The following is a 26,943-nucleotide window of genomic DNA, read 5'->3' on the forward strand; positions in this document are numbered from 1 at the left end:
CGCGGTCCGCGCGTGGTCCATTGTGGCACATCGGCTCCCGGCCGGGCATCTCCGGACTCACCAGAACACGCGGTCGACGACCCCCCGGGCGAGGCGGGTGACCCGGAGGTAGTCGTTGACCATCTCGTCGGTGTGGCCAGGCTCGTAGCCCAGGATGCTCGAGACCGCGGCGCGCTCGCGGGTGTCGCGCGGCAGCTCGTCGGCGGCCTTGCCGCGGGCCAGGGTGACGGCGTTGCGGTAGCGGCTGACGGTGCGCCACGCGTGGGCGAGCTGCTCGGCGTCGGCGTCGGCGACGATGCCGGCCTCGCGGGCGGCCTCCAGGGCCGGGAGGGTGCGCGGGGTGCGCAGCGACGGGACCTCGCCGGCGTGGCGCATCTGGAGCAGCTGCACGGTCCACTCGATGTCGGCGAGCCCGCCGCGGCCCAGCTTGAGGTGCAGCGTCGGGTCGGCGCCGCGCGGCAGCCGCTCCTTGTCGACGCGGGCCTTGATCCGGCGCACCTCGAGCACGTCGTCGTCGGAGAGCCCCCCGGCGGGGTAGCGCAGCGGGTCGATGAGCTCGGTGAACGCCTCGCGCACCCCCGGGTCGCCGACGACGGCGTCGGCCCGCAGCAGCGCCTGCGCCTCCCAGACGTGGGACCACTTGGCGTAGTAGGCGGCGTAGGAGTCGAGGGTGCGCACCAGCGCGCCCTGCCGGCCCTCGGGGCGCAGGTCGGCGTCGACGGTCAGGGCCGGGTCGGCGCCCGGGAGGGCGAGCAGGCGACGCAGCTCGTTGGCCACCGCGGTGGCGTACGACGACGCCACCTGCGGCTCGGCGCCCGTGACGGGGACGTGCACGAAGAGGACGTCGGCGTCGCTGCCGTAGGACAGCTCGAAGCCGCCGTAGCGACCCATCGCGACGACGGCGATCCGGGTCGGCGCCTCGTCGAGGCCACGGGCGCGCAGCACCTCACGACCGGCGGCCTCCAGGGCGGCCTCGAGGGTGGCGTCGGTGATCCGGGTGAGCGCCGCACCGACGTCGGCGACGTCGATGAGCCCCAGGACGTCGCCGGCGGCCACCCGCAGCAGCTCGCGGCGGCGTACGGCGCGGGCCGCGCGCACCGCCTTGTCGACGTCGTCCTGGCGGACCGAGGTCGACCGCATCTCCTCCAGCATCGCCTCCGCGGTCAGCGGGGCCAGGTCGTCGGCGAGCATCCGCACCCCCTGCGGCTCGCGCTCGAGCAGCCCGGTGACGTAGCGGGAGGTGGACAGCAGGTGGGCGAGCCGCTGGGCGACCTCACCCTCGTCGCGCAGGGTGGCGAGGTACCACGGGCTCCGACCGAGGGCCTCGCTGAGGCGGCGGAAGCCGAACAGGCCCGCGTCGGGGTCGGCGCCCTCGGCGAACCAGCCGAGCATCGCCGGCAGCAGCGCCTTCTGCAGCAGCGCCGTGCGGGAGACCCCGGCCGTCAGCGCCTCGAGGTTGCGCAGCGCGGCCTTCGGGTCGGCGTACCCCAGGGCGGCAAGGCGGGCCCCCGCGGCCTCGGAGGAGAGCCGCACCTCGCCGCTGTGCACGCGGGCGACGGCGGTGAGCAGCGGGCGGTAGAAGAGCTTCTCGTGGAGCCGGCGGACCTCGCGGCGGTGGTGGTCCCAGACCTTGACCAGGGTGGCGGCGGGGTCCTTGTAGTGGCCGAGGCTGCGGCCGAGCAGGCGCAGCGTGTCGGGGTCGTCGGGGACGACGTGCGTGCGGCGCAGCTTGTGCAGCTGGATCCGGTGCTCGAGCGTGCGCAGGAACGCGTAGGCCTCGTGCAGCGCCGTCCCGTCCTCGCGCCCGACGTAGCCGCGGTCGGTCAGGTCGGCCAGCGCGCTGAGGGTGGCCGGCGCCCGGATGCCCTCGTCGGCCCGGCCGTGCACCAGCTGCAGCAGCTGGACGGCGAACTCGACGTCGCGCAGCCCGCCCGAGCCGAGCTTGAGCTCGCGGTCGGCCTCCTTGGCCGGGATGTGCTCGAGCACCCGGCGGCGCATGCCCTGCACCTGGCCGACGAACCCGTCGCGGTCGGCCACGCTCCACACCATCGGCTCGACCATCGTGCAGAACGCCCGTCCGAGCTCGAGGTCGCCGGCGACGGGACGCCGCTTGAGCAGCGCCTGGAACTCCCACGGCTGGGCCCAGCGCTCGTAGTAGCCCTCGTGGCTGGCGAGGGTGCGGGTGAGCGGGCCGTTGCGGCCCTCGGGGCGCAGGTTGGCGTCGACCTCCCAGATCGTGCCCTCGCCGGTGTTCTCCGAGCAGATCCGGATCAGGTGGCTGGCCAGCCGGGTCGCGACCCGCAGCGCGCGGTCGTCGGGGACGCCGTCGGCCGCCTCGTGGGCGAAGATCACGTCGACGTCGGAGACGTAGTTGAGCTCGTGGCCGCCGCACTTGCCCATCGCGACCACGGCGAGCCGGGCGTCGGTCGCCTCCTCCCCCAGCCGCTGGCGGGCGATCGCGAGGGCGGCCTCGAGGGTGCCGGCGGCGAGGTCGGACAGCTCGGCGGCGGCGTCGTCCAGGCCCAGGTCGTGGGCGAGGTCGCGGGCGGCGAGCCGGAGCAGCACCCGGCGGTACTCCACGCGCAGCGCGTCGACCGCCTCGGTGTCGCCGAGCGTCGCGATGGGGGCGGGGTCGTCGGGGTCGGCGCCGACGGCGCGCAGCAGCCCCGCGCGGACGGCGTACGCCGCGGGGCGGGTCGAGCCGAGCGTCGGGTCGGTCAGCTCGCGCCAGTGCTCGGGGTGGCGGACCAGGTGGTCGGCCAGCGCCTCGCTCGCCCCGAGGACGCACAGCAGCCGCATCGCGGTGCCCTCGTCGTCGGCGACGGCGTGCATCAGGGCCACCCGCTCGTCGGGGTCGACGGACTCGGCCGCCTCGGCCAGGCGCACCAGGCACGACAGGGCGACGTCGGGGTCGGCCGTGCGGCCGAGCAGCGCGACCAGCGGCTCGGCGGCGTCGGCGAGCAGGGCGAGGTCGGCGAGCGCGCGGTCGGTGTCGCGGAACCCGAGACGCACCAGGTTGCCCTTGGTGGTGACGACCCGGTTCACCGGCGGGCCTCCCCCGCGAACGCCGCGGCGAGGGCGCGGCCGTCGGCGTCGAGTGCGGGGCGGGCCGCGTCGACGTCGGCGACCATGGCCTCGAGGTCGGGCCCCTCCCCGGGGTGGCGCTCCGCGTCCATGCGGGCCCAGGTGCCGAACACCTCGGCGTCGGCCTCGGGGTGCCACTGCAGGCCCCAGACCCGGGGCGCCAAGCGGGCCGCCTGCAGCTCGCCGGTGGCGGCACGCGCGAGCTCGACCGTGCCCGGCGGCAGCGCGGCGACGACGTCCTGGTTGGAGAAGATGCCGGGCCCGGTCAGGGCCCCGACGAGCGGGTCCTCCCGGCCGTCGGGGGTGTGGCCGAGCCCGACCAGGCCGGCGGCCCGGCCGCGCGGGTTGCGCTCGACGGTGCCGCCGAGCGCCAGCGCGGCGAGCTGGTGGCCCAGGCACACCCCGAGCACGGGGACGTCGTGCTCGGCGGCGTCGAGCACCAGGGCCCGCGTCGGCGCCAGCCACGACACCCCGGCGTCGAAGGCGTCCATCGACCCGCCCAGCACCACCAGGGCGTCGTACCCCTCGGCGCGCAGCGAGCCCGGCAGGTCGTCGCCGACGTAGGGCCGGACCACCTCGAGCGCGCAGCCGGCCTCGGCCAGCCACCCCCCGAGCAGCGCCGGGGGGCAGGTGTCCTGGTGCTCGACCACGAGCACGCGCGGGCCGTCTGGCTGCGACACGGGAGGCCTCAGATCACGGGCAGCATCTGGTCGCGCTCGTAGGCCGACACCTGGCCGCGGTAGTCGTCCCACTCGGCGCGCTTGTTGCGCAGGAAGTACTCGAAGACGTGCTCCCCCAGCGTCTCGGCGAGCAGCTCGGACTGCTCGGCGATCCGGATCGCCTCGTTGAGGTTCTTGGGCAGCGGGTCGATGCCGAGGCTGGTGCGCTCACGCTCGGTCAGCGTCCACACGTCGTCCTCGGCCTCGCGCGGCAGCTCGTAGGCCTGCTCGATGCCCTTCATCCCGGCCGCGAGCACCGCCGCGAAGGCGAGGTAGGGGTTGCACGCGGGGTCGAGGGTGCGCACCTCCACGCGGGTCGAGGCGCCCTTGTTGGGCTTGTACATCGGCACCCGGACCATCGCCGAGCGGTTGTTGTGGCCCCAGCAGACGTACGACGGCGCCTCGCCGCCGGTCATCATCCGCTTGTAGGAGTTGACCCACTGGTTGGTGATCACGCTGATCTCGGGCGCGTGGCGCAGCACCCCGGCGATGAAGCGACGACCGGTCTGGCTCAGCTGGTACTCCGCGCCGGCCTCGTAGAAGGCGTTCTGGTCGCTCTCGAAGAGGCTGACGTGGGTGTGCATGCCGGAGCCGGGGTGGCTGGTGAACGGCTTGGGCATGAAGCTCGCCCAGACCCCCTGGCTCAGCGCCACCTCCCGGATGACGGTGCGGAACGTCATGATGTTGTCGGCCGTCGACAGCGCGTCGGCGTAGCGCAGGTCGATCTCCTGCTGGCCCGGCCCGCCCTCGTGGTGGCTGAACTCGACCGAGATGCCCATGGCCTCGAGCATCGTGATCGCCTCGCGGCGGAAGTCAGACCCGTGCGACTGCGCGGTGTGGTCGAAGAACCCGCTGCGGTCGACCGGCACCGGGTCGACCCCGGCCTGCGGGGTGTCCTTGAACAGGTAGAACTCGATCTCGGGGTGGGTGTAGAAGGTGAAGCCCTTCTCCGCCGCGTGCGCCAGCGTGCGCTTGAGCACGTAGCGGGGGTCGGAGTACGACGGCGACCCGTCGGGCATCACGACGTCGCAGAACATCCGCGCCGTCGCCGGCCCCTCCTCGCCGCGCCAGGGCAGGATCTGGAAGGTCGACGGGTCGGGCATCAGCAGCATGTCGGCCTCGTAGACCCGCGCGAACCCCTCGATCGCCGACCCGTCGAACCCGATGCCCTCGTCGAAGGCCCCCTCCAGCTCGGCCGGCGCCACCGCCACCGACTTGAGGAACCCGAGCACGTCGGTGAACCACAACCGGACGAACCGGACGTCACGCTCCTCGAGAGCGCGGAGAACGAAGTCTTCCTGCTTGCCCATGGTGGTGAGCCTAGGGGTGGCGGTGGACTGGTGGGACCGGGGTCCAGGCGGTCGCGCGCTGGCACCACCTCCCAGGCAAACCCTGAACTTCCCAGGCGATGCATTGCCCGGGAAGTTCAGACTTCCCCGGTCCACCGGTGAAATCTCGGCCCCGCCCCCACCCGGACCCGGTTCCGCGGTAGATCGCATCAACCACGTTGACGCGATCCACCGCACAAGCGATCACCCGACCCGGGTGCCGGCAGAACCGACCCTCAGTCCTCCGGGAGCGTCTGCTCCTCCAGGTCGGCCAGCGTCGGGCGGCCGTCGTTGCAGTAGACCTCGATCTCGAAGGCCCGGGCGCCGGAGGAGAAGACGGCCTCGACGTCGTCGTTGGGGCCCTGCTCGTAGCTGACGGCGCGCCAGCCCTCGGCGGGGAGGGCGGCGTCGCCGAAGGCGAAAGCGCCCTGGCAGGTGACCTCGAAGGCGCCGAACTCGCCGTCGAAGCTGTCGGTGACCCGGGCCGCGCCGGGGTCGGGGGCGGCGGTGATGTCGCCGTCCTCACGGGCCTCGCGCTGCGCCTGCGCCTCGCCGGTCAGCGGGCCGCGGTCGCGCACGCTCGCCCCGACGCCGGTCACGGCGACCAGGCCGACCGCCACGGCCACGGTGGCCGCGACCAGCCACGCGGCGACGTAGCCGAGGGTGCGCGGGGACGGTCGGGGCACGCGACCATCCTTCCCTAGTAGGTTTCCGGCGTGGTGCAGGTGCTGATCATCGAGGACGACGCGCGGATCCGGCCGCTGCTGATGCGCTCCCTCGACGAGCGGGGGTACGCCGTCGCCTCGGCCTCGACCGGGATGCAAGGACTCCAGCTCGCGGTCGACACCTCGCCCGACCTGGTCATCCTCGACCTCGGCCTGCCCGACGTCGACGGCACGCAGGTGCTCACCATGCTGCGCGCGGTCAGCGACGTCCCCGTGATCGTGGCCAGCGCCCGCGACGACGACCCGTCGCTGGTGGGCTGTCTCGACGCCGGCGCCGACGACTACGTCGTCAAGCCCTACACGACCGCGCAGCTCGAGGCCCGGATCCGCGCGGTGATGCGCCGCAGCGCCGGCGGCGCGACCGCGTCGACCCGGCGCTCGCTCACCCTCGGCGCGCTCACCATCGACGTCCCCGCCCGTCAGGCCACGCTGGCCGGCGTCCCGCTCGACCTGAGCCCCAAGGAGTTCGACCTGCTGCGCTACCTGGCCGAGCACCCCGGCGAGGTCGTGACCAAGCGCGACCTGCTCGTGGAGGTCTGGCAGCAGCCGTGGGGCGGCTCCGACAAGACCGTCGACGTCCACCTCTCGTGGCTGCGCCGCAAGCTCGGCGAGTCGGCGTCGCAGCCCCGCTGGCTGCACACCGTGCGCGGCGTCGGCGTCCGGCTCAGCGACCCCGACGCCACGGCCTGATGCGCCGGAGCCTGATCCTCACCGTCGCGGCGGCGACCACGATGGTGCTGCTGGCGATGCTGGTGCCGATGGCGGTGCTGCTGCGCAGCTACGTCCTGGAGGACCGGCTCGCGCAGGCGGCCCTGGAGGTGCAGGCCACCGAGACCGTCGTCTCCACCGGGGACGTCGGCCGGATCTCGTTCTACGTCGACGCCGTCAACGACGACGACGGCACGACCACCACGACCGTCATGATGCCCAACGGGCGCGCCATCGGGCCGGGCCCCGACCCGGAGGAGGCGGTGCGCATCGCCGAGGCCCGCGTCACCGGCACCGCGCGGGTCGACGACGTCCGGGGCGGGTCGGTGATCCTGATCCCCGTGTCGCTGGGGCAGAGCACGGCGCCCGCCGAGGACCGCCCGGTGATCCGGGTCTTCGTGCCGGAGCCCGGTTGGGAGCCCGACCTGGTGCGCAGCTGGGCCATCCTGCTCGCGCTCGGCGTCGCGCTGCTCGTCGGCGCCCTGGTGCTGGCCGACCGGCTCGGCCGGTCGTTCGTCACGCCCATCCGTGACCTGGCGTCGTACGCCGCCCGGCTGCGCGTCGACGGCCACCCCGAGCAGCCGCCGCCCGAGGGGCCCGCGGAGGTCCGCGAGCTCGGCGTCGCGCTGCACCGCCTGGTCGACCGGGTCGAGGTGCTGCTGGAGCGGGAGCGGGCCGGCATGGCCGACCTCTCCCACCGGCTGCGCACCCCGGTCACGGCGTTGCGGCTGCGGGTCGACGCGGTCGGCGACCCCGACGACCGGGCAAGGCTCGGCGAGGAGCTCGACCACCTGCAGGCCACCGTCGACGCGGTGGTGCGCGAGGCGCGGCGGTCCGAGCGCGAGGGGCTCACCGGGGTCGCCGACGCCGTCGCGGTGCTCGGCGACCGCGCCCGCTGGTGGGCGCCCCTCGCGGAGGACCAGGGCCGCCCGTTCGAGCTGCGCGTCGAGGTCGAGGGCCCGGTCGTGGTGCGCTCCGGTCCCGACGACCTGGTCGCCCTGGTCGACGTGCTGCTCGACAACGCCTTCTCCCACACGCCCGACGACGCCGCCGTCTGCGTGACGGTCGCGGCCACCGGCGCCGGCGGCGTCCTGCTCGTCGTCGAGGACGCCGGCCCCGGCCTGCCCGACGACGTCGACGTGGTGGGGCGCGGCTCCTCCGGCGGTGGCTCGACCGGGCTCGGCCTCTCGATCGCCGAACGCACCGCGACGGAGTCGGGCGGCGCGCTCAGGCTCGGGACGTCGGCGGGCCTGGGCGGTGCCCGGGTCGAGGTCGCGCTCGGCGCCGGCTGAGGCTCAGCGGCTGAGCGTCGCGACGCAGGGCTCGCCCTGCGCGGGGGTGGCGGTGACCTCGTAGTCCTGGACGCCGTCCTGGTCCACCGGCGCGTCGAGGTCGAGCTCGCCGTCGTCGTCGGTGGTCCGCTCGCCCTCGAGCACGACCGCGTCGCCCTGCAGCACCTCGACCGTCCACACCTCGCCGGGCGCGGCCGACTGCAGCTCGAAGCCGAGCTCGAGCCCGCCGTCCTCGTCCTCGACGCTCAGCTCGTACGCCGTCCCGGCGCACGCGCCGCGCTCGCTCGTCTCACCCTCGTCGGCGACGGCCATCCAGGTGCCGGCTCCGACGCCGGCGACGGCCAGGGTGCCGACGGCGGCAGCGGCGACGATCTTCTTCTTCATGGTGGTGCTCCTCGGGTCCGGGTCTCTCGTGATGACGAGGACGACGATCGCCGACGTGGCGCTAACCCCGCGCCAGTGCGCGGCTAAGCCCGGGATAAGACCTGGCGGCTACTCGCTCGGCACGTTGTCGAGCTCGGCCAACCAGGCCGCGGGCGACGCGTCGGACGGCATCCGCCAGTCGCCGCGGGGCGACATGGTGCCGCCCGGGGTGACCTTGGGGCCGTTGGGCAGGGCGGAGCGCTTGAACTGGCTGGCGAAGAACCGTCGGCAGAACACCTCGAGCCACTGCCGCACGGTGGCGAGGTCGAACTCGCCGCGCCGGTCCTCGGGGAGCTGCGCCGGCCACTCCCCCGCCTCCACGTCGCGCCAGGCGTGCCAGGCGAGGAAGGCGATCTTGCTGGGACGGTAACCACGGCGCAGCACGTGGTAGAGCGTGAAGTCCTGCAGCGCGTAGGGCCCGACGGAGTCCTCGGTGCGCTGCGGCAGCTGGTCCTCGCGCTGCGGGATGAGCTCGGGGGTGATCTCCTGGTCGAGGATCTCCCGGAGCACGGCGTCGGTGTCCTCGCCGAACTGGCTGCTCTCGATCGTCCACCGGATCAGGTGCTGCACCAGGGTCTTGGGCACCCCGGCGTTGACGTTGTAGTGCGACATCTGGTCGCCGACGCCGTAGGTGCACCAGCCCAGCGCGAGCTCGGACAGGTCACCGGTGCCGAGCACGATGCCGCCCCGGTGGTTGGCGAGCCGGAAGAGGTAGTCGGTGCGCAGGCCGGCCTGGACGTTCTCGAAGGTGATGTCGTAGACCTCCTCGCCCGCGGCGTACGGGTGCCCGAGGTCCTGGAGCATCTGGCCGGCCGCCGGCTTGATGTCGAGCGTCTCGAAGGTGACGCCGAGGCTCTCCGCGAGACGGGTGGCGTAGCCCTTGGTCTGCTCCCCCGTCGCGAAGCCCGGCATCGTGAACCCGAGGATGTCGCTGCGCGGCCGGCCCAGCCGGTCCATCGCCTTGGCCGCGACGATCAGCGCCTGCGTCGAGTCGAGGCCGCCGCTGACACCGATGACGACCTTCGGCTGCCAGGTGCCGCCGGACCCCTCCGCCATCGCCCGCAGCCGCTGCTCGAGCCCGGAGACCTGGATGTTGTAGGCCTCGTAGCAGTCCTGGGCCAACCGGGCCGGGTCGTCGGGCACGAAGGGGAAGCGTCGCAGCGGACGCAGCAGCCCGATGTCGCCGGTCGGCGGGTCGAGGTCGAACGGCACGGTGCGGAACACCATCGACGCCGTACCGCGACGGTTGTCGTCGAACGTGCCGACGCGCATCCGCTCCTGGCGCACGCGGTCGAGGTCGACGTCGACCACCGTGCGGCGCGGCCCGTCGGGGAACCGCTCGCTCTCCCCCAGCAGGTCGCCGCACTCGTAGACCATCGTCTGGCCGTCCCACGACAGGTCGGTCGTCGACTCCCCCTGGCCTGCGGCGGCGTAGACGTAGGCCGCCTGGCACCGCGCGCTCGCGCTCTTGATGAGCAGGCGGCGGTCCTCGGCGCGGGCGATGGTGATCGGGCTGCCGGACAGGTTGAGCAGCACGTGCGCCCCGGCGAGCGCAGCCTCGGCACTCGGCGGCACCGGCACCCACATGTCCTCGCAGATCTCGACGTGGAAGCGCAGGTCGGGCACGTCGGCCGCGGCGAAGATCAGGTCGGGCCCGAACGGCGCCACGTGGTCGCCGACCACGATCGTCTGGCCGGCCGTGTCGTCGCCGGGTGCGAACCACCGGCGCTCGTAGAACTCGCGGTACGTCGGCAGGTACGACTTCGGCGCGACACCCAGCAGCCGCCCGCCCTGGATCACCAGCGCGCAGTTGAGCACCCGGCTGCCGTGCCGCACCGGCGCCCCCACCACGATCACCGGCCGCAGGTCGGCGCTCGCGGCCACGATCTCCCCGACCGCGACGACGACCGCCTCGAGCAGCACGTCCTGCAGGAACAGGTCGTCGACGGCGTACCCGGTCAGCCCGAGCTCGGGGAACAGCGCGACCGCGACCCCCTCCTCGTGGCAGCCCCGCACCTGCTCCAGCGTGCGCTCGGCGTTGGCGGCCGGGTCGGCGATCGCGACCGGCAGCGTGCAGGCGGCGATCCGGGCGAAGCCGTGGGCGTAGGCGGAGTAGAAGTCCACGCCCGGAGTCTAGGGATCGGTCAGCGCGCCGATCGCGACGGCGACGCCCAGCCGGCTCTCGTACGTCGCCGCGCGGGCCAGGGCGCCGGTCTCGACGTCCCAGGTGACCAGCCAGGTGGTGCCCGGGTCGGTCCGCGGGGTGACGGCCGCGAGCACCACGTCCTCGTCGATCCAGCCGAGTGCCGTGAGACGTGCCCCGTCCGAGTAGTGCGCGGCGGTGTCGGCGACCGGGAGGAAGGCGCGGGTGCGCAGCCCGTCGAGCTCGAGAGCGACGAGCCCGTCGGCGTCGGCGCTCGTGCGTTCGCCCTCGACGACCAGGTCGGACCTGGTGGCGGCCAACGACGTCGAGCCGGCCGCCGGCCGTTGCAGGCTCTCCAGGGCCGTCGAGTCGATCGTCGTCGTGCCCGCCCCGTCCCGGTGCACCTCCACGGCGCGGCGCCGGGTGACGTCGTCGTAGCGCACCGCCACGACACCGTCGCCCGCCGCGGTCACCTGGTCGAGGTCGTCGAACGGCAACCGCGTCGAGACCCTGGTGTCGAGCTCGACCAGCCACGACGCCCCGGACCTGGAGACCAGGACGGTGCCGTCGGTCAGGACGTCGAGCGTGGTCCCGGCCTCCGGATCGCCCGGCGTGGCGGTCGGGCTGGCGGTGGCGGCCCAGCCCGGCTCCGCGTCGTCCTTCCACCAGATCGTCGAACCGTCGCTCAGGACCACGCGGGAGCCGTCGTCGGCCAGCGTGGCCGCCCAGCCGCCGACCGGCGTCGGTGCGGGGTACGCCGCATCCACCCACCCACCACCGACGAGCAGCAGGTGCAGCCCCTGGTCGTCCTCGACGGCGGCCGCGACGGGCGTCGTGGCGAAGTCGTCACCGGCCAGCGGGGCGAGGTCGCGTGGGATGCCGAGATCCGTCCAGGGCAACGAGTCGACGTCGTCGGGGTCCCAGACGGGTTGGACGACGGCGGGATCGATCGGTGGCGCAGTGCCGTCGTCTGCAGCGACGCCGGCACCGTCTCCGCCACCCGTCTCGCGCAGCACGCCCTCGGCAAAGGCGACCATCCTGGACTCGGGCTGCGTGGCGAGCGACGACAGCGCGCCGGACGAGGGCTGCCACGCCACGATGTCGAAGCCCTTGCCGCCGAAGTCGACCTGGGTGACCCGGAGCAGGACGGTGCCGTCGTCGAGCAGCGAAAGGACGCTCAGTCCCTTCCCGCTGCCGAAGGCACCCTGCCTGTCGAGGATGGGCAGCACCGCTGACGGCGTCAGCGTCCGCCGATCGGCCAGGACCACCGAGGGGCCGGGCCGATCGGCCGTCGCGGCCACGGTGGTGCTGTCAACGGCGAAGGTGCTGACCGTGCCGATGCGCGTCGTCGCGACGACGCGCCGCCGACCACCGGCGTGGTCGACGAGCGACTCGCCGCTCAGCGGCATCCCCACGACCTCACCTGCGGGATCGGCGACGACGAACGGCTCTTCGTAGGCCGCCGGCTCAGCACGGCCCGCGAGGTCCACGACGTGCGTCCTGGCGCCGGTGAGCAGCGCCACGTCCTCGTCGCGGAATTGCCACCTGGCGATGTCGAGCGGGCGGAAGTCGTCGGGCACGGGCAGCACTCGCGACTCGCCGGTCGTGAGCTCGTGCACTGTCGCGGCCGGCCGCGCCGCGCCGTCGTCCCAGGTGACGAGCCGGGTGCCCTCCGGACTGAGGTCGAACGACGGGAAGTCACCGGCCACCGCCAGGTGCCGCCACGAACCGTCGGTGCCGAGCACCTCGACGAGGCCGTTCCGCCCGATCGCCAGGACTGCCGCGACCGTCGAGGGCCACGGACGGTCAGCCAGGGCGGGCGTCTCGGCGGGCGGGTCGATGACGTCGGGCAGCACCGGGGCGATCGCCGACGGCGCGGGCGGGAGGTCGCCGACCGTACGCGGATCCCACGCCGGCTGCTCGTCGACGCGGGCCGGGACCGAGGGCGTCGACGTGGGCGCCGACGGGCCCGGACCGGATGCCGTGCCGCCGAGGTGGTGCGTGCCGACGACGAGCGCGACCACGAGCCCCGAGGCGACGGCCGCGGCGGCCGCACCGCGTCGGCGTGCGCGTCGGCGTCGAGCCGTCACCAGCACGGCCGCGGTCAGGCCCGGCGACTCGATGCCGTCGGTGGTGCGGTCGAACAGGTCGTGGAGGTCGGGCGCGTCAGTCACGGTGTTCCTCCGATGAGGTCGAGCAGCTCCGGTGCGCCGCCACGCAGGCGGGCCAGGGCGGCGGCGTTCTGGCTCTTGACGGTGCCGATGCTGACGCCGAGCACGTCGGCGGTCTCCCGCTCGGACAGGTCGTCGAAGTGGCGCAGCACCAGCACCGCGCGCTGCGCGGGCGTGAGCCGGGCGAGCGCGCGGCGTACGACGAGGGCGGCCTCGGGGTCGGAGCTGACGGTGGCGACGTCGTCGGTCTCGGCGACCGCGGTCTCGCGGCGGCGGCGCCACCAGGAGATGTTGTCGCGCACGATCACGGTGCGGGCGTACGCCGTGGGGTTGCCGGTGCGCAGCCGCGTCCAGCGCAGGGCCACCTTGACCAACGCCTCCTGCACCAGGTCCTGGGCGCGGTGGAGGTCGCCGGTGAGCAGGGAGGCCGAGCGCAGCAGCTGGCGCTGGCAACCGGTCGCCCACTCGGTGAACTCCTGCTCGTCCACGGCCACCCCCTCTCACCCGGGTAACGCTCGGACGCTCGCGGCAGGTTGGCGCGAGTTGCGCCGATGAGTCGGCCGCCCGTCCGCGGTCTGCACGGCCATGACCAGCATCAGCCCGTGCTTGTGGTTCGACGACGAGCTCGAGGAGGCCGCGGCCTTCTACACCTCGATCTTCCCGAACTCCTCCGTCGGTCACCTGACCCGGCACGGCGACGGCGGCCCGGGCGAGAAGGGCACGGTGATGGCCGGGGAGTTCACCATCGACGGCACGACGTTCCGCGGCATCAACGGTGGGCCGGCCTTCCGGTTCACCGAGGCGATCTCGTTCAGCATCGACTGCCGCGACCAGTCCGAGGTCGACTACTACTGGCACTCGCTGTCCGACGGTGGCGAGGAGTCGGTGTGCGGCTGGATCAAGGACCGGTTCGGGCTGTCCTGGCAGGTCGTGCCCACCCGCCTCTACGAGCTGGTCTCCGACCCCGACCCCGCGCGCGCCGACGCCGCCACCCGGGCGATGCTCGGGATGACCCGCATCGTCGTCGCCGACCTCGAGGCCGCGGCAGACGCCGCCGCCCCCGCCCGCTGACCCGGATCGACCCCACACCCCACCACCGAACGGAGCACCACATGTCCACGCGCCTCAACCCCTACGTCAACTTCCGCGGCCAGGCCGGGGAGGCCATGGCCCACTACCAGTCCGTGCTCGGCGGGCAGCTCGACGTCAACACCTTCGCCGAGTTCGGCGGCATGGGGGTGCCCGACGACGAGCAGGGCCAGGTCATGCACTCCCAGCTCACCGTCAACGACACCCTCGTCCTGATGGGCGCCGACGTGCCCAGCACGATGCCGATGGAGATCGACAACGGCGTGCTCTGCCTCAACGGCGACGAGCTCGACACGATGCGCGGCTGGTACGAGGCGCTGTCGCAGGGCGGCACCGTCGACGTCCCGCTCGAGGAAGCGCCGTGGGGTGACCACTACGGCCAGGTCACCGACAAGTTCGGCGTCTCCTGGATGTTCAACATCGGCACCACGGCCTGACGCCGGTCACGCCCCCTCGCGCCACGCCTCGGCCTCGTCGATGCGCACCCCGAGCCACCCCTCGAGGCCGCTCGCCCCGTCGACGGTGAGGTCGAGGCCGCGCGAGCCCGGCCGTCGTACGACCCACCGCCGCTCGAGCAGCCGGGCCGCCACCGCGGCCCCGAGCCCTCCGGCGAGGTGGGGCCGGCGCTCGGTCCAGTCGGTGCACTGCCGCACGGTCGGCCTGGCCGCGGCACGCACCGGGGCCAGGTCGACGTCGACCTCGGCCAGCACCGCCTGGGCGTCCGGCCCGAGGGTGAGCGCGTCGCCCGCCGCGTCCAGCGCCCGCCGTACGACGAGCGCGTCGGTGACGCCGGTGCCCAGGACTCCCGCGAGGTGGTCGTAGCAGAGCCGCGCCCGGCGCAGGCGCCGCTTGCTGCTCGCCCCGCGCAGGGACGTGACCGCCGGCGCCGGGGTGAGCAGCAGCATCGCCTCGATCATCTCGGCCACCTCGACCGACGCGAGCCGGTAGTGGCGGGTGCGGCCCACCGCGTCGACCTCGACGAGACCGCCGTCGAGCAGCCTCCTCAGGTGTGCGCTCGTCAAGGACGGCGACGCGCCCACCGCGGCGGCGAGCTCGGAGGCACGGGTGGCGCCGCCGTCCAGGAGGCACAGCAGGAGGGCCGCGCGCACGCGATCGCCCACCAGCGCGCCGATCTGGGCCAGGTCCATCCCGGCAGGCTAGTCGCCGGACCTTTCAACGCCGGTTGAAGCGTCGGGGCTCTACGGTCGAGCCATGAAGTCGTGGCACCGGGTCGCCCTGGCGATGTTCGCGGTCGGCTGGGGCGCCAACCAGTTCACCCCGCTGCTCATCGCCTACCGCGACGAGCTCGACATGTCCGTCCAGACCCGTGCCTTCCTGTTCGGCGTGTACGCCGCGGGGCTGGTGCCGGCGCTGCTGGTCGGGGGCGCCGCGTCCGACCGGTGGGGGCGCCGCGCCGTGGTGCTGCCGTTCGTCGCGCTGTCGCCGCTGGCCACCGTGCTGCTGGTCGTCGAGCACGAGTCGGTCACCGGTCTCGCGCTCGGACGGTTGCTGGCCGGGGCGTGCTCGGGCGTGGTCTTCAGCGCGGCCACCGCCTGGGTCGTGGAGCTCTCGGAGTCCGGCGCCGGACCACGGCGGGCAGCCGTCGCCCTCTCGGCCGGGTTCGGTGCCGGCCCGCTCGTCACCGGGCTGGTCGCCGAGTGGGTCCCGCGTCCGCTCGAGACGCCGTACCTCCCGCACGTCGTGCTCGGCGTCGTCGCCCTGGCGCTGCTCGCGCGGGTGCCCGGGCCCCGCCGCGCGGGCCTCACGCCGCGGGCGCTGCTGCGCCTCCCGGCCGTCACCCGGGGTCGCCGGTTCCTGCTCGTCGTCGCCCCGTCGGCGCCGTGGGTGTTCGGCTGCGCCGCGATCTCGATCGCCTACCTGCCCGGCGAGATCGCCGGCCCGCAGGACGGCGCGCTGGCGTTCGTGGGCGTGCTGTCCGGTGTCACCCTCGGCTGCGGGGTGGTGGTGCAGGGCGCGGCGCGGCGGCTCGACGAGCGTCGTCCGCTGCTGGCCGGCCAGGTCGGGCTCGTCCTCGCCGTGGCCGGGTGCGCAGTTGGCGTCCTCGCGCTCGCCACCGACGTGCGCTGGTTCCTGATGGCCGCGGCCCCGCTCCTCGGCGCCGGCTACGGCTGCGTGCTGGTCTCCGGCCTGCGCGAGACCGAGCGGCTCGCGCACCCCGACGAGCGCGGCGCGACGGTCGCGGTGTTCATGGCGCTCACCTACGTCGGGTTCGCCGCGCCGTACCTGCTCGGCGCGATCGGGGGTGGCATCGCGGCGCTGCTCGTCGCCCTCGTCGCCGCCGTGCTGTGCCTGGTGACGGTGTCGTGGGCCGGTGACGGAGCGCACACTGCGGGCGCGCCGGACCGGGCCTAGCCTGGACGGAGGTCCGTGGACTCCAGTGGGGAGCCGCGAGACGACACGATCGGAGACGCGACGATGAGCACGCCCGAAGAGACCGCGCCGTACGGCGGCAGCCCCGCCCAGCCCGCCGTCCCGACCCGTCGGGTCCGCACCCACCACCTGCGGGAGATGAAGGAGCATGGCGAGAAGATCTCGATGCTGACGGTCTACGACATGTACACCGCCCAGGTCTTCGACGAGGCCGGCATCGACGTGCTGTTCATCGGCGACTCCGCGGCCAACAACGTGCTCGGCTACGAGACCACCATCCCGGTCACCGTCGACGAGCTGATCCCGCTGGTGCGCGCCGTCGCCCGCTCCGCCCGCCGTGGACTGGTGCTCGCCGACCTCCCGTTCGGCAGCTACCAGGCCTCCCCCGAGCAGGCCTTCCACACCGCGGTGCGGTTCATGAAGGAGGGCGGCGCGCACGCCGTCAAGCTCGAGGGCGGCGCCGAGGTCGCCCCGCAGGTCGACAAGCTCGCGACCAACGGCATCCCGGTGATGGCGCACATCGGCTTCACGCCGCAGAGCGAGCACGCCCTCGGCGGCTACCGGGTCCAGGGCCGCGGCGACGCCGCCGAGCGCATCCTGGCCGACGCCCACGCCATGGAGGACGCCGGCGCGTTCGGTGTCGTGATGGAGATGGTCCCCGGCGACGTCGCGGCCCAGGTGACCAAGGAGCTGGCGATCCCCACCATCGGCATCGGCGCCGGCCCCGACTGCGACGGCCAGGTGCTGGTGTGGCAGGACGCCTTCGGCCTGCGCCAGGGCAAGATGGCGCGCTTCGTCAAGCAGTACGCCGACCTGCACGGCGTCCTCCTCGACGCCGCCCGCGCCTACGACGCCGACGTCAAGGGCGGGACGTTCCCGGGGAGCGAGCACACGTTCTGAGGCGGCGTCGGCGGCGTCGGCGGCGGGAGTCGGCGGCGGCGGCGGTGAGATTTCACCGGTGAACCGGGGAAGTCCCGCACCTCGTCGTCCCACCAGTCCCAGAAGTCACACCAAGCCCAAGCGCACTACCTCCCAGGCAACACCTGAAGTTCCCGGGCAATGCATTGCCCGGGAAGTTCAGACTTCCCCGGTGAACCGGGGAAACCCCGCCCCAGAGCGCCCCAGATCTCACCGGTCCACCGGTGAGATCCGCACGGGGACGACGAACCCGCCGCCCGACGCCGACCGACCAGGAGGTCAGCTGGTGGAGACGATGCTCGCCGAGAGCGTGACGCCCTTGCGCGGGGAGTAGGAGACCGAGGTGCCGACGGCGGCGCCGACGATCGCGCGGCCGAGGGCGCTGGTGGGGGTCACGGTCTCGACGCCGGCGACGGCGTGCTCGACCGAGCCGACGACGAAGGACTCGGGGCCGTCGCCGAGGTCGAGGACGACGGTGTCACCGATGGAGACGACGCCGTCGATGTGCTCGTCGTGGGGGGCGGCGGCGATCTCGAGCTCGAGGGCGGCGATGCGCTCCTCGAGGATCGCCTGGCGGATGCTGGCCTCGACGTTGGTAGCGCGGTCGACGAGGTCGCCGACGGCCTCGGCGCGGGTCTCGGCCTGCGCCTGGTCGCGCTCGGCCTTGAGGGCGGTGAGCCGGTCCTCGAGGACGGAGAGACGGTCGGTGCCGGTGCTGAGCGTCATGGGGAAGTTCTTTCTCTCGTTCTGCGGGACGGCGTGGCAACCTTGCCAGGGCCCTGGTTGTTCCCGCATGCGCCTTTAGGGTGACGGGGTGCCCGAGGACCAGGGATCCAGCCCCACCACCGCGACCACCACCACGACCACCACCGCGACCCCCGCCGAGCCGACCGACGACCTGGTCAGCACCCGCCACCGCCTCCGGGTCGGCCGCCGCACCCTCGACTACACCGCCACGACCGGCCGCGTGGTGCTGCGCGAGGAGGTCCACGAGGACGGTGTCTTCGTCGGTCACCAGGCCAAGGCCGAGGTGTCGATGACGACGTACGTCGTCGACCGGCCCGAGGGCGCGACCGGACCCAACACCCGCCCGGTGACGTTCGCGTTCAACGGCGGGCCCGGCAGCTCGAGCGTCTGGCTGCACCTCGGTCTCCTCGGCCCCCGCCGCGTCGTGATGGGCGACGCCGGCGCCCTGCTGCCGCCGCCGTACGCGCTCACCGACAACCACGAGAGCCTCCTAGCGGAGAGCGACCTCGTGCTCATCGACCCGGTCTCCACCGGCTACTCCCGCGCCGTCGAGGGCACCAAGCCCGAGCCGTTCCACTCCTACCAGGGCGACATCGACTCGATCGCCGAGCTGATCCGGCTCTGGACCTCCCGCCACGAGCGGTGGCTCTCCCCCAAGCTGGTGCTCGGCGAGTCCTACGGCACCCTGCGCGGCGCCGCCCTGGTCGAGCGGCTGCAGTCGCGCTACGGCATGTACGTCAACGGCCTGGTGCTCATCTCCAGCGTCCTCGACCTCTCCTCGATCGACTTCGACAACCAGCGCAACGACCGGGCGCACGCGCTCTACCTGCCGACGTACGCCGCCATCGCGCACTACCACGGCCGGTCCGCGCGCGGCTCGCTGAAGAAGGTCGTCGCCGACGCCGAGGAGTACGCCGCTGGCGACTACCGCCGGGTGCTGGCCCAGGGCGACCGGCTGAGCGCCAAGGACCGCGCCGCCGCGGTGCGCAAGGTCGCGTCGCTGACCGGCCTCACCGAGGACTACGTCGACCGCGCCGACCTGCGCATCGAGCACTGGCGGTTCTTCGGCGAGCTGCTCCGCGACCGCCGGCAGACCGCGGGCCGCCTCGACGGCCGGTTCGTCGGTCCGGCGGCCAGCGGCATCGCGGAGATGATGGACGCCGACCCGTCGATGGACGCGATCAGCGGCCCGTACTCCACGGCGTACAACCACTACGTGCGGCACGAGCTGCGCTACCAGAACGACCTGCCCTACGAGCAGATCAGCGCGCGGGTGCACCCGTGGTCGTTCAAGGACTTCGAGGGCCGGCCGATCGATGTCAGCCCCCAGCTGGAGCGGGCGATGCGCACCAACCCACACCTGCGTGTGCACGTCGCCTACGGCTACTACGACGGCGCGACCCCGCACCACGCCGCCGAGGACGTGCTCGCGCACCTCAACCTGGCGCCCGAGCTGCGGGCCAACATCGAGCACGCCTACTACGAGGCGGGCCACATGATGTACGTCCACGAGCCCTCACGGCTGCAGCAGAGCAAGGACCTCGCCGACTTCGTACGCCGCTGCTCACCCTGAGACCGGCGTACCGTGGCGCCATGCGCCGCGTCCTCGCCACTGCCGCCGTCCTCGCCGTCCTCGCCCCCCTGCTGCCGACGTCGGGCAGCGCCGCCGGTGCCGTCCACGAGCCGCAGGACCGGGCGCAGGACCGGGTGCAGGACCGGGTGCAGGCAGCACCCCGTGCCCCGGCCCTGACGGTCACCACGCGGGTGGCCGGCCTCAACCACCCCTGGGACGTCAAGGAGCTGCCGAGCGGCTCGCTGCTGGTGACCGAGCGCGACCCCGCGCGGCTGACGCTCAGCCGTCCCGGCGGCGCCAAGCGCACCGTCGTCTTCCCGAGCCGCCGGATCTGGACCTCCGGCGAGACCGGCCTGATGGGGCTCGCGGTCGACCCGGACTTCACCAGGAACCGTCGGATCTACACCTGCAGCGGGTGGGAGAAGGAGGGCCCCGGGCACGACATCCGCGTCAACGCCTGGACCCTCGACCGCGCCGAGCGCCGGGTCACGCTCAGACGGGCCCTGCTGACCGGGCTCCCGACGTCCAGCGGCCGGCACGGCGGGTGCCGGCTGCTGATCGCCCGTGACGGGTCCCTGCTCGTCGGCACCGGCGACGCCGCGATCGGCACCAACCCGCGCAACCTGCGCTCGCTCGGGGGCAAGACGCTGCGCCTCGACCGCTTCACCGGCAAGCCCTGGCGCAGCAACCCGTTCGTGCGCAGCGACAACCGCAACCGCCGCTACGTGCTGACCTACGGCCACCGCAACGTGCAGGGACTCGCCCAGCGGGCCAACGGGACGCTGTGGTCGGTCGAGCACGGCTCGTTCCGCGACGACGAGGTCAACCGACTGGTGCGCGGCGGCGACTACGGCTGGCACCCCGTCCCCGGCTACAACGAGGAGGTGCCGATGACCGACCAGGGCCTCCCCGGCCGGCAGGTCGCGGCCCGCTGGCGCTCGGGCACCCCGACGCTCGCCACCTCGGGCGCGTCGTTCGTCTACGGCCGTCAGTGGGGTGCGGCCGCCGGCGCGCTGTTCGTCGCCGCCCTCGGCTCGGAGCGGCTCCTGGTGATGTCGTTCGACGGCCGCGGCGCGCTCCGGGGAGTCCGTACGCCGCCCGAGCTCGACGGCGACTTCGGGCGCCTGCGCACCGTCACCCAGCTCCGCAACGGCTCCGTGCTGGTCTGCACCGACGCCGACGGCGGCGCGGGCCGGGTGCTGCTGGTCAGGCCGCGCTGACGCTGAGCGTCGCGGACGTCGTCGTGGCGTCCGCGAGTGCGTCGGCGACGGCGCCCGCCACCTGCGCGCGGCCCACCTTCATCCCGACGACCCGGTCGTCGACCGTGACCACGGCCGGCTCGTCGGTGGCGTCGTCGTGCAGCGCCACCGGACGCACCAGCGTCCAGGCCAATCCGCTGGCGCGGACGACCTCCTCCTGGTGCGCCGAGTCGACCACCTGCGGGCGGATCAGCAGCGAGAAGAACAGCTTCATGGTCAGGGACAGGTGACGGTAGGTCTCCCCGATCCCGTACGTCGTCTGCACGACCAGCCGCTCGACCCCGGCCGCCCCCATCGCGGCCACCACCTGCCGGGTCCCCGCCGACCGCACGTCGAGCGGGGTCGCCGCCCGGCGCAGCAGCCGGACGCCGAACGGGTTGTCGGAGATGCCGAGGGTGACCACCACGGCGTCCTGACCGACCACCGCCTTGGCCAGGGTGTCGGCGTCCATCACGTCACCGGCCACGACCGTCACGCCGTCGGCAGCGACGACCTCGGCCGGCGGCGCCGACCGCGCGTACGCCGTCACCAGGTGCCCGCGCGCCGCCAGCTCGCGCACGACCGCAGCACCGCTGCCCCGACTCGCTCCCACCACGAGGATCTTCATGTCCTGCTCCTCCGCCGTCGGACCGCACCCGGTGCGCGGCTCCTGGGGAACAGCGTTCCTCAGGTCCCGTGGACGCAGAATGGCCCAGACGCCAGCGAACATGCGTGATCGTCGCACTACGATGTCGTCAGGCCGACCACCCGAGCCAGGCCGCGCCGGACACCAGCACCGCGAACCACAGCACCATCGACCCGAGCGCGACCACCGTGATCCGCCGCGGGTGGGAGGTGAACCAGCTGCAGCAGACCACGAACAGCACGACCCACACGGCCATCAGCAGCGTCGCCGCCCACCACGGCGCGATCGTGCCGCTGACGGCGTACAGGAAGAAGGCGGCGGCCATCAGGATCATCCCGCCGAACGGCCAGAAGTCCGTGGTGCGCGGCGGCCGGGCGACGCGTCGCCGGGAGAACGGGCTCAGGTGGACTCAGTCCTCGAGCTGCTCGTCGTTCCACTGCGGGTCGTGGTCCCAGGCCTCGGTCCGCTCCCGCGCGGTCTCGTAGGCGCGAGCGGCCTCGGCCTCGGTCGCGTAGGGACCGAGCCGGTCGCGGTTGGCGCACCCGTCGCGCCCCTCCACCCGGTTGTGCTTGGTGCAGTACCAGTACTCCGTGTCCCCGTCGGCCATGAGCCGAAGTTACACGCCCGCCGCCGGCCGAGCATGCCGCTGAGAACCGTTCCCACTCGACCGTGGGAGCATGACCGCCGTGGGAGGGTCACACGCGCGCCGGGGGGTGCACGAGCACGGGCACGCCGACGTCGACGTGCGCCGCGGCCCGGCGCTGGTCCTGACCGGCCTGCTCGTCGCCGCGTTGCTCGCCACCCTGGTCGGCGTCGCGCTGCTGTGGCCCGACGGCGACCGGGTCGACGCGCTGTCGGAGGACGTGCAGTTCGCGGCGCCCGGGGTCACGTTCCCCGAGGCCGAGGTGCTCGTCGTCCAGGACCCGTGCCCCGACGGGAGTCCCGCCGAGGGCTGTGGGCAGCTCCAGGTGCGGGTCGCCGAGGGCGAGGACGACGGCACCGAGCTCGCGATCGGCGTACCCCCCGACGTGCTGGGGGGCGACCTCCGCGCCGGCGACACCGTCAAGCTGATCCGCACCCCCGCCGCCGGCGACCTGCCCGCGCAGGTCAACTACTTCGGCACGGTGCGCACCGCCCCCGTCGGCCTGCTGCTGCTGCTGTTCGTGGTCGTGGTCCTGGCGGTGGCGCGGTTCCGCGGGCTGATGGCGCTGGTCGGCCTGGCGTTCGCCTCGGGCGTGCTGGGGTGGTTCGTGCTGCCGGCGCTGCTGTCGGGCGAGTCGGGCGTGCTGGTCGGCGTGGTCGGGTCGTCGGCGATCATGTACGTCGTCCTCTACACGACCCACGGCTGGTCCCTGCGCACCAGCGCCGCCCTGGCCGGGACGCTGGCCGGCATCGCGATCACCGCCGTCCTCGGCGTGCTCGCCGTCGGCGGCACCCGCCTCACGGGCGTGGCCGACGAGGGCTCGCGGACGCTGGCGACCTTCGGCGACGACCTGTCGTTCACCGGCCTGTTCGCCTGCGCGATCATCGTGGCCGGCCTCGGCGTCCTCAACGACGTCACGATCACCCAAGCCTCGGTCGTCTGGGAGCTGCGGGCCGCCTCCCCCACCATGTCGCGGACCCAGGTGTTCGCCAGCGGCATGCGGATCGGCCGCGACCACATCGCCTCGACCATCTACACGATCGTCTTCGCCTACGCCGGCACCGCCCTGACCGTCCTGCTGGTGCTGAGCCTGTACCAGCTGCCCGGTGGCGACCTGCTCGCCACCGAGGAGATCGGCCAGGAGGTCGTGCGCACCCTCGTCACCAGCATCGGCCTCGTCCTTGCCGTCCCGCTCACCACCCTGATCGCGGTGGCGACCCTGCCGCCGGACCACGACTGAGGTGGGACGTCGTCGACCGGCTGCGGGCAGCGCTATCGTGAGCACCGCGAACGGGTCGGCCGGGCGACCGCGTTGAGGAGACTCACCGAGGAAGGTCCGGGCTCCGCAGAGCAGGGCGGTGGGTAACACCCACCCGGGGTGACCCGCGGGACAGTGCCACAGAGAACAGACCGCCTCCTGTGTCGCAAGGCAGAGGAGGTAAGGGTGAAACGGTGGAGCAAGAGACCACCAGCACGCCGGGTGACCGGCGTGGCTCGGCAAACCCCGCCCGGAGCAAGATCAGACAGCGCACGTCCGAGGGCTGCTCGCCCGAGTGCGCGGGTAGATCGCTGGAGGCCGTCGGCAACGGCGGTCGTAGATGGATGGTCGCCCCTCCTCCCGCGAGGGCGGAGGACAGAACCCGGCCTACAGGCCGGCCCGTTCGCACCAGGCTCCTGACCTGCACAGAAGCACCCAGAGGCCCTGTTCAGTCCGCAGATGGTCCGCAACTCGTCCGGCGCACCACACGGCGTCGACGGCTTCTCGGGTGCGGTCGAACTTGCGTGGACCCATCTCGCCCGACGCAACCTGACCGCGAGTGCATGAGGAGTGCGGGTCATGGCGGGCCGCGTTCCTGGACGGCGATGTAGTGGCGGAGCGGGCGAGCCGGGCTCCATCCGAATGGGAGGGGCGCGCCTGAGCGCTACCGTATGATCTGGGGGGTCACCCCGTTTCGTTTGGTTCAACGTCGGCGTCAGGGCCCGGGTCACATCCCAGCCACTGACTCCGCTCGGACAAGGAAGGCAGCATGCCAGCGCCTAGCGGCCGAGAGCGTCGTACTCGTGCAGACTTCGAGCGCAACCGCGCGGAGATCGTCTCTCAAGCCGATCGTCACTTCACCGAGCTCGGCGTCACTGCTTCGTTGGAAGCGGTCGCGCGCGACGCAGGCCTCGGCTCGGCAACCCTGTACCGACACTTCCCCACCCGGGACGCGCTGTTGGCCGAGGTGCTCCAACGCCGCGTCGTCACCTTCGAGGCGGCCCGGGAACACATCGAGCGGATCGACGACCCGGATGTCGCCCTGGATGCATGGCTCGCCGCGCTCGAGGACTTCTTCGGCGCCTTCGACGGCCTGCCGGGGCCAGTGCGCAGCGCCCTTGCCGAGGAGCACAACCCCTTGGCGCTGACCTGCGTGGGTTTCATCGACGGCACCGACCACTTCCTCGAGGCGGCGCAACGCAACGGCACGGCACGCAAGGACGTCCGCGGACGGGACCTGTTCCTGGCCGCCCTGGCCACGAGCTGGGCGCGCGGGTCGTCCCTCGCCGACGAGGGATCAGCGAGCCGACTCCGGGCACTGATGCGCGACGGCTACCTCCGCTGATCCAGCACGGAGACCGATCGCGGCTCGGTCGACTTTGTGAAACGGGGTCACCCCCTGTTTACTGATGCGGGGGGACACCCCGTTTCGTAGACGAGAGAGAGCGACGCCGTGCCTGACCAGTCACGCCCCACCGATGATCGATCCGACCAGTCCGACCGGGTGGACGAGGACTCCGCTGGCCGGGCGGCGGCCGGGCAAGGTGGCGACGACGGTCGGATCGGCACTGCGGTCGACCAGTCGGCCAGGGGTGAGCGCCTCGCGCCGGGCGACGGCCTGATCATCGGCTTGCTGATGACCTCGACGTTCGTGGTCCTGCTCAACGAGATGTTGCTCGGAGTGGCCCTGCCGACCCTGATCGAGGACCTGGGCATCACGGCTGCGACCGGGCAGTGGCTGACCACCGGCTACCTGCTCACCCTGGCCGTCCTCATCCCGGCCACCGGGTTCGTGATGCGCAAGTTCCACATGCGCACCATCTTCATCACCTCGATGAGCTTGTTCGCCGCCGGCACCGCGCTCGCCGCGGTCGCACCGGGGTTCGGCGTCCTCTTCGCGGGCCGCCTCGTCCAGGCCGCAGGTACGGCGGTGTTCCTGCCGCTGCTGATGACCACCGTCATGCGGCTGGTCCCTGAAGGCCGACGCGGCCAGGTCATGGCCTTCGTCGTCGTCGTCACGGCCGCGGCCCCCGCGATGGGTCCGGCCATCTCAGGGTTCGTGCTGTCCGAGCTCAGCTGGCGCTGGCTGTTCATCGGGATGCTCCCCATCGCACTCGCCGCGCTGGCTCTGGGCGCTGCCAAGCTGCGCAACATCACCACCACGGAGCCCGTGCGGCTCGACGCGCTGTCGCTGCTGCTGTCCGCGGTCGGCTTCGGCGCCCTGGTCTACGGCCTGGCCAGCATCGGGGAGTCGGTGTCCGGGCACACCCCCGTGCCGCCGTACCTGCCGATGCTGCTGGGCGTGGCCGGGATCGCGGCCTTCGTGAGGAGGCAGGTCGCGCTGCAGCGCGGCGGCACGCAGCTGCTGGACGTACGCATCTTCGCCGTTGGTTCCTTCGCGGTGCCGCTGCTCGTGATGCTGCTGCTCACGATGACCGCTTTCGGCACCGGGGTGGTCTTCCCGCTCGTGCTGACGAACGTCGCCGGACTCAGCTCGCTGCAGGTCGGTCTGTTCCTCGTCCCGGGTGGGGTGGCGATCTCGGTGGTCTCCGCCATCGGCGGACGCATCTACGACCGCGTCGGCCCGCGCCCCCTCGCCATCCCCGGCGCCTTGATCGTGGCAGCGTCCCTGTGGTTCCTCACCCAGATCAGCGCCACCACGTCAGTCTGGACCCTGCTGACCGCCTACATCGTGATGATCATCGGCCAGGCCCTCATGTGGAGCCCCATGACCACCGCCGCGCTCTCAGCACTGCCCAGCAACCTGTACCCCCACGGCAGCGCCGCCTTCAGCGCCATCCAGCAGCTCGGCGGGGCCGCCGGCACCGCCATCCTCGTCTCGGCCTACACCTTCGGCGCCGACGCAGACACCTCGAAGCCACTCGACCTCGCCCAGTCGGTCGACGCCGCCCAGGCGGCCTTCACCGCCGGCGCCCTGATCGCCTGCGTCTCGGTCGTCGTGACCCTCTTCGTGCGCCGCGCCCCGGTCGCGGCGGCTGCCGACCAGCCCGCCCGCCCGCGGGTAACCGCGCACTGAACGCTCGAACAAGCCCCACAGATCGAACGAATCCCCAACGCAACCGGCACCACGACCGGGCGAACAGTAGACAACGAAGGAGCAGAAGATGACGAAGGTCGGAATCATCGGCAGCGGAGCGATCGGCGCCTCGATCGCCCGTCTCGCGGTCGCAGCAGGCCACGACGTGGTGGTGTCGAACTCGCGCGGGCTCGATTCGTTGCGCGAGCTCACCACCGAGCTGGGTGACCACGCCCGGGCCGCCGAGCCTCACGAGGCCGCAGAGTTCGGCGACATCGTCGTCCTGGCGGTCCCTCTGTCGGCCTACGCATCGCTCCCGTCCGGGGCCCTGGCCGGCAAGACGGTCCTCTCCACCGGCAACTACTACCCCTCGCGCGACGGACGCATCCTCGATCTGGACTCGGGCGCGCTCAACACCGCCCAGTACGAGCAGACGATCCTGCCCGGGGTCACGCACGCCAAGGCGTTCAACAACATCGTCGCCCATCACATCGCGCCCCTCGCTCGTCCCTCGGGCGCACCGGACCGCTCCGGACTTGCGGTCGCCGCCGACGACGCCGACGTCAAGACCGCGGTCTCCGCGCTCATCGACAGCCTCGGCTTCGACCCCGTCGACGCCGGCACCCTCGCCGAGACGTGGCGCTTCGAGCCCGAGTCCGGCGCCTACACCGACATCTACGCCGCCGACCTCGATGGCTTCGCCGCCGACTACCTCGCCGACCCAGGCGCGCCGCTGCCCGCCGGCCGCCTCCGTGACCACCTGACGGCCTCCCACCACCCCGACGTCGCGGGCCGCGAGTTCTGACCGTC

At 73.1% G+C, this 26,943-nt stretch carries 25 protein-coding genes and 1 other RNA gene; 13 read left to right on the plus strand and 13 right to left on the minus strand.

All coding sequences use genetic code 11. The features are described from left to right. Nucleotides 1–57: 57 nt before the first annotated feature. The 4 genes from AC4MBH_RS20460 to AC4MBH_RS20475 form a co-directional block, all read right to left on the minus strand. Nucleotides 58–3,045 (minus strand): bifunctional [glutamine synthetase] adenylyltransferase/[glutamine synthetase]-adenylyl-L-tyrosine phosphorylase, encoded by a 2,988-nt coding sequence (locus tag AC4MBH_RS20460; RefSeq protein WP_491797245.1) that lies wholly within the window; start codon nt 3,043–3,045, stop codon nt 58–60. Further along, complete coding sequence (locus AC4MBH_RS20465) at nt 3,042–3,764, minus strand: type 1 glutamine amidotransferase (RefSeq protein ID WP_491797246.1); 723 nt, start codon at nt 3,762–3,764, stop codon at nt 3,042–3,044. Before AC4MBH_RS20465 ends, AC4MBH_RS20460 begins: the two co-directional genes overlap by 4 nt. 8 nt (nt 3,765–3,772) lie before the next feature. Continuing rightward, nucleotides 3,773–5,113, minus strand: coding sequence for a glutamine synthetase family protein (locus AC4MBH_RS20470; RefSeq protein ID WP_491797247.1), 1,341 nt, complete (start codon nt 5,111–5,113; stop codon nt 3,773–3,775). Between the two features lie 254 nt (nt 5,114–5,367). Continuing rightward, nucleotides 5,368–5,817, minus strand: coding sequence for a hypothetical protein (locus tag AC4MBH_RS20475; RefSeq protein WP_491797248.1), 450 nt, complete (start codon nt 5,815–5,817; stop codon nt 5,368–5,370). 30 nt (nt 5,818–5,847) lie between these two features. Here AC4MBH_RS20475 and AC4MBH_RS20480 point away from each other — a divergent pair, with 30 nt between their 5' ends. Together AC4MBH_RS20480 and AC4MBH_RS20485 are read left to right on the plus strand one after the other, a co-directional pair. Further along, nucleotides 5,848–6,546: a response regulator transcription factor gene (locus AC4MBH_RS20480; RefSeq protein WP_491797249.1), complete on the plus strand. Its 699-nt coding sequence runs from the start codon at nt 5,848–5,850 to the stop codon at nt 6,544–6,546. Further along, nucleotides 6,546–7,856, plus strand: a complete 1,311-nt coding sequence (locus tag AC4MBH_RS20485; RefSeq protein WP_491797250.1) for a sensor histidine kinase — start codon at nt 6,546–6,548, stop codon at nt 7,854–7,856. Before AC4MBH_RS20480 ends, AC4MBH_RS20485 begins: the two co-directional genes overlap by 1 nt. A 3-nt stretch (nt 7,857–7,859) precedes the next feature. Here AC4MBH_RS20485 and AC4MBH_RS20490 read toward each other — a convergent pair whose 3' ends face one another. The 4 genes from AC4MBH_RS20490 to AC4MBH_RS20505 form a co-directional block, all read right to left on the minus strand. Next, a complete protein-coding gene (locus AC4MBH_RS20490; RefSeq protein ID WP_491797251.1) occupies nt 7,860–8,240 on the minus strand; it encodes a hypothetical protein in 381 nt (126 codons plus the stop codon). A gap of 108 nt (nt 8,241–8,348) precedes the next feature. Next, the gene (locus tag AC4MBH_RS20495; protein WP_491797252.1) at nt 8,349–10,403 is read right to left on the minus strand and encodes an NAD(+) synthase; all 2,055 of its coding nucleotides are present in this window, start codon (nt 10,401–10,403) and stop codon (nt 8,349–8,351) included. Nucleotides 10,404–10,412: 9 nt separating this feature from the next. After that, on the minus strand, nt 10,413–12,596 hold the full coding sequence (locus AC4MBH_RS20500) for a hypothetical protein (protein ID WP_491797253.1): 2,184 nt from the start codon (nt 12,594–12,596) through the stop codon (nt 10,413–10,415). Beyond that, nucleotides 12,593–13,081 (minus strand): SigE family RNA polymerase sigma factor, encoded by a 489-nt coding sequence (locus AC4MBH_RS20505; protein ID WP_491797254.1) that lies wholly within the window; start codon nt 13,079–13,081, stop codon nt 12,593–12,595. The genes AC4MBH_RS20500 and AC4MBH_RS20505 overlap by 4 nt, the downstream gene beginning before the upstream one ends. Before the next feature lie 97 nt (nt 13,082–13,178). Between AC4MBH_RS20505 and AC4MBH_RS20510 the strand changes: the two genes are divergently transcribed. Together AC4MBH_RS20510 and AC4MBH_RS20515 are read left to right on the plus strand one after the other, a co-directional pair. Beyond that, nucleotides 13,179–13,664, plus strand: a complete 486-nt coding sequence (locus tag AC4MBH_RS20510; protein WP_491797255.1) for a VOC family protein — start codon at nt 13,179–13,181, stop codon at nt 13,662–13,664. Nucleotides 13,665–13,705: 41 nt separating this feature from the next. After that, entirely contained in the window at nt 13,706–14,119 is a 414-nt protein-coding gene (locus AC4MBH_RS20515; RefSeq protein WP_491797256.1) for a VOC family protein, read from the plus strand. 6 nt (nt 14,120–14,125) lie between these two features. Here the strand turns inward: AC4MBH_RS20515 and AC4MBH_RS20520 are convergent, their stop codons facing one another. Then, a complete protein-coding gene (locus tag AC4MBH_RS20520; RefSeq protein WP_491797257.1) occupies nt 14,126–14,830 on the minus strand; it encodes an ArsR/SmtB family transcription factor in 705 nt (234 codons plus the stop codon). A 64-nt stretch (nt 14,831–14,894) separates the two neighbouring features. Between AC4MBH_RS20520 and AC4MBH_RS20525 the strand changes: the two genes are divergently transcribed. Both AC4MBH_RS20525 and panB read left to right on the plus strand, forming a co-directional pair. Further along, nucleotides 14,895–16,055 carry an MFS transporter gene (locus AC4MBH_RS20525; RefSeq protein ID WP_491797258.1) on the plus strand — a complete coding sequence of 387 codons (1,161 nt, stop codon included), beginning with the start codon at nt 14,895–14,897 and terminating at the stop codon, nt 16,053–16,055. Between the two features lie 63 nt (nt 16,056–16,118). Then, nucleotides 16,119–16,973: a 3-methyl-2-oxobutanoate hydroxymethyltransferase gene (gene panB / locus AC4MBH_RS20530; RefSeq protein WP_491797259.1), complete on the plus strand. Its 855-nt coding sequence runs from the start codon at nt 16,119–16,121 to the stop codon at nt 16,971–16,973. A 297-nt stretch (nt 16,974–17,270) separates the two neighbouring features. Here the strand turns inward: panB and AC4MBH_RS20535 are convergent, their stop codons facing one another. Further along, nucleotides 17,271–17,717 carry a hypothetical protein gene (locus AC4MBH_RS20535; protein WP_491797260.1) on the minus strand — a complete coding sequence of 149 codons (447 nt, stop codon included), beginning with the start codon at nt 17,715–17,717 and terminating at the stop codon, nt 17,271–17,273. 88 nt (nt 17,718–17,805) lie between these two features. Between AC4MBH_RS20535 and AC4MBH_RS20540 the strand changes: the two genes are divergently transcribed. Next, on the plus strand, nt 17,806–19,311 hold the full coding sequence (locus AC4MBH_RS20540) for a S10 family peptidase (protein ID WP_491797261.1): 1,506 nt from the start codon (nt 17,806–17,808) through the stop codon (nt 19,309–19,311). Between the two features lie 20 nt (nt 19,312–19,331). Then, nucleotides 19,332–20,531 carry a PQQ-dependent sugar dehydrogenase gene (locus AC4MBH_RS20545; protein ID WP_491797262.1) on the plus strand — a complete coding sequence of 400 codons (1,200 nt, stop codon included), beginning with the start codon at nt 19,332–19,334 and terminating at the stop codon, nt 20,529–20,531. On the opposite strand, the gene AC4MBH_RS20550 is transcribed toward AC4MBH_RS20545, so the two are convergent. From AC4MBH_RS20550 to AC4MBH_RS20560, 3 genes are all read right to left on the minus strand, one after another. Further along, on the minus strand, nt 20,518–21,177 hold the full coding sequence (locus AC4MBH_RS20550) for an NAD(P)-dependent oxidoreductase (protein ID WP_491797263.1): 660 nt from the start codon (nt 21,175–21,177) through the stop codon (nt 20,518–20,520). The genes AC4MBH_RS20545 and AC4MBH_RS20550 overlap by 14 nt on opposite strands. 127 nt (nt 21,178–21,304) lie before the next feature. Beyond that, nucleotides 21,305–21,520, minus strand: coding sequence for a hypothetical protein (locus AC4MBH_RS20555; RefSeq protein ID WP_491797264.1), 216 nt, complete (start codon nt 21,518–21,520; stop codon nt 21,305–21,307). An 84-nt stretch (nt 21,521–21,604) separates the two neighbouring features. Continuing rightward, on the minus strand, nt 21,605–21,802 hold the full coding sequence (locus AC4MBH_RS20560) for a hypothetical protein (RefSeq protein ID WP_491797265.1): 198 nt from the start codon (nt 21,800–21,802) through the stop codon (nt 21,605–21,607). 70 nt (nt 21,803–21,872) lie between these two features. Here AC4MBH_RS20560 and AC4MBH_RS20565 point away from each other — a divergent pair, with 70 nt between their 5' ends. The 5 genes from AC4MBH_RS20565 (at nt 21,873) to AC4MBH_RS20585 (ending at nt 26,938) form a co-directional block, all read left to right on the plus strand. Then, on the plus strand, nt 21,873–23,078 hold the full coding sequence (locus AC4MBH_RS20565; RefSeq protein ID WP_491797266.1) for a YibE/F family protein: 1,206 nt from the start codon (nt 21,873–21,875) through the stop codon (nt 23,076–23,078). Between the two features lie 51 nt (nt 23,079–23,129). After that, nucleotides 23,130–23,502, plus strand: an RNA gene (rnpB, locus tag AC4MBH_RS20570) — RNase P RNA component class A. Between the two features lie 363 nt (nt 23,503–23,865). Continuing rightward, nucleotides 23,866–24,441, plus strand: coding sequence for a TetR/AcrR family transcriptional regulator (locus tag AC4MBH_RS20575; protein WP_491797267.1), 576 nt, complete (start codon nt 23,866–23,868; stop codon nt 24,439–24,441). A gap of 159 nt (nt 24,442–24,600) precedes the next feature. After that, a complete protein-coding gene (locus tag AC4MBH_RS20580) occupies nt 24,601–26,133 on the plus strand; it encodes a DHA2 family efflux MFS transporter permease subunit (RefSeq protein ID WP_491797268.1) in 1,533 nt (510 codons plus the stop codon). Nucleotides 26,134–26,221: 88 nt separating this feature from the next. Continuing rightward, entirely contained in the window at nt 26,222–26,938 is a 717-nt protein-coding gene (locus AC4MBH_RS20585) for an NADPH-dependent F420 reductase (RefSeq protein WP_491797269.1), read from the plus strand. Nucleotides 26,939–26,943: the final 5 nt, after the last annotated feature.

Source organism: Nocardioides sp. WJ219, assembly GCF_058559815.1.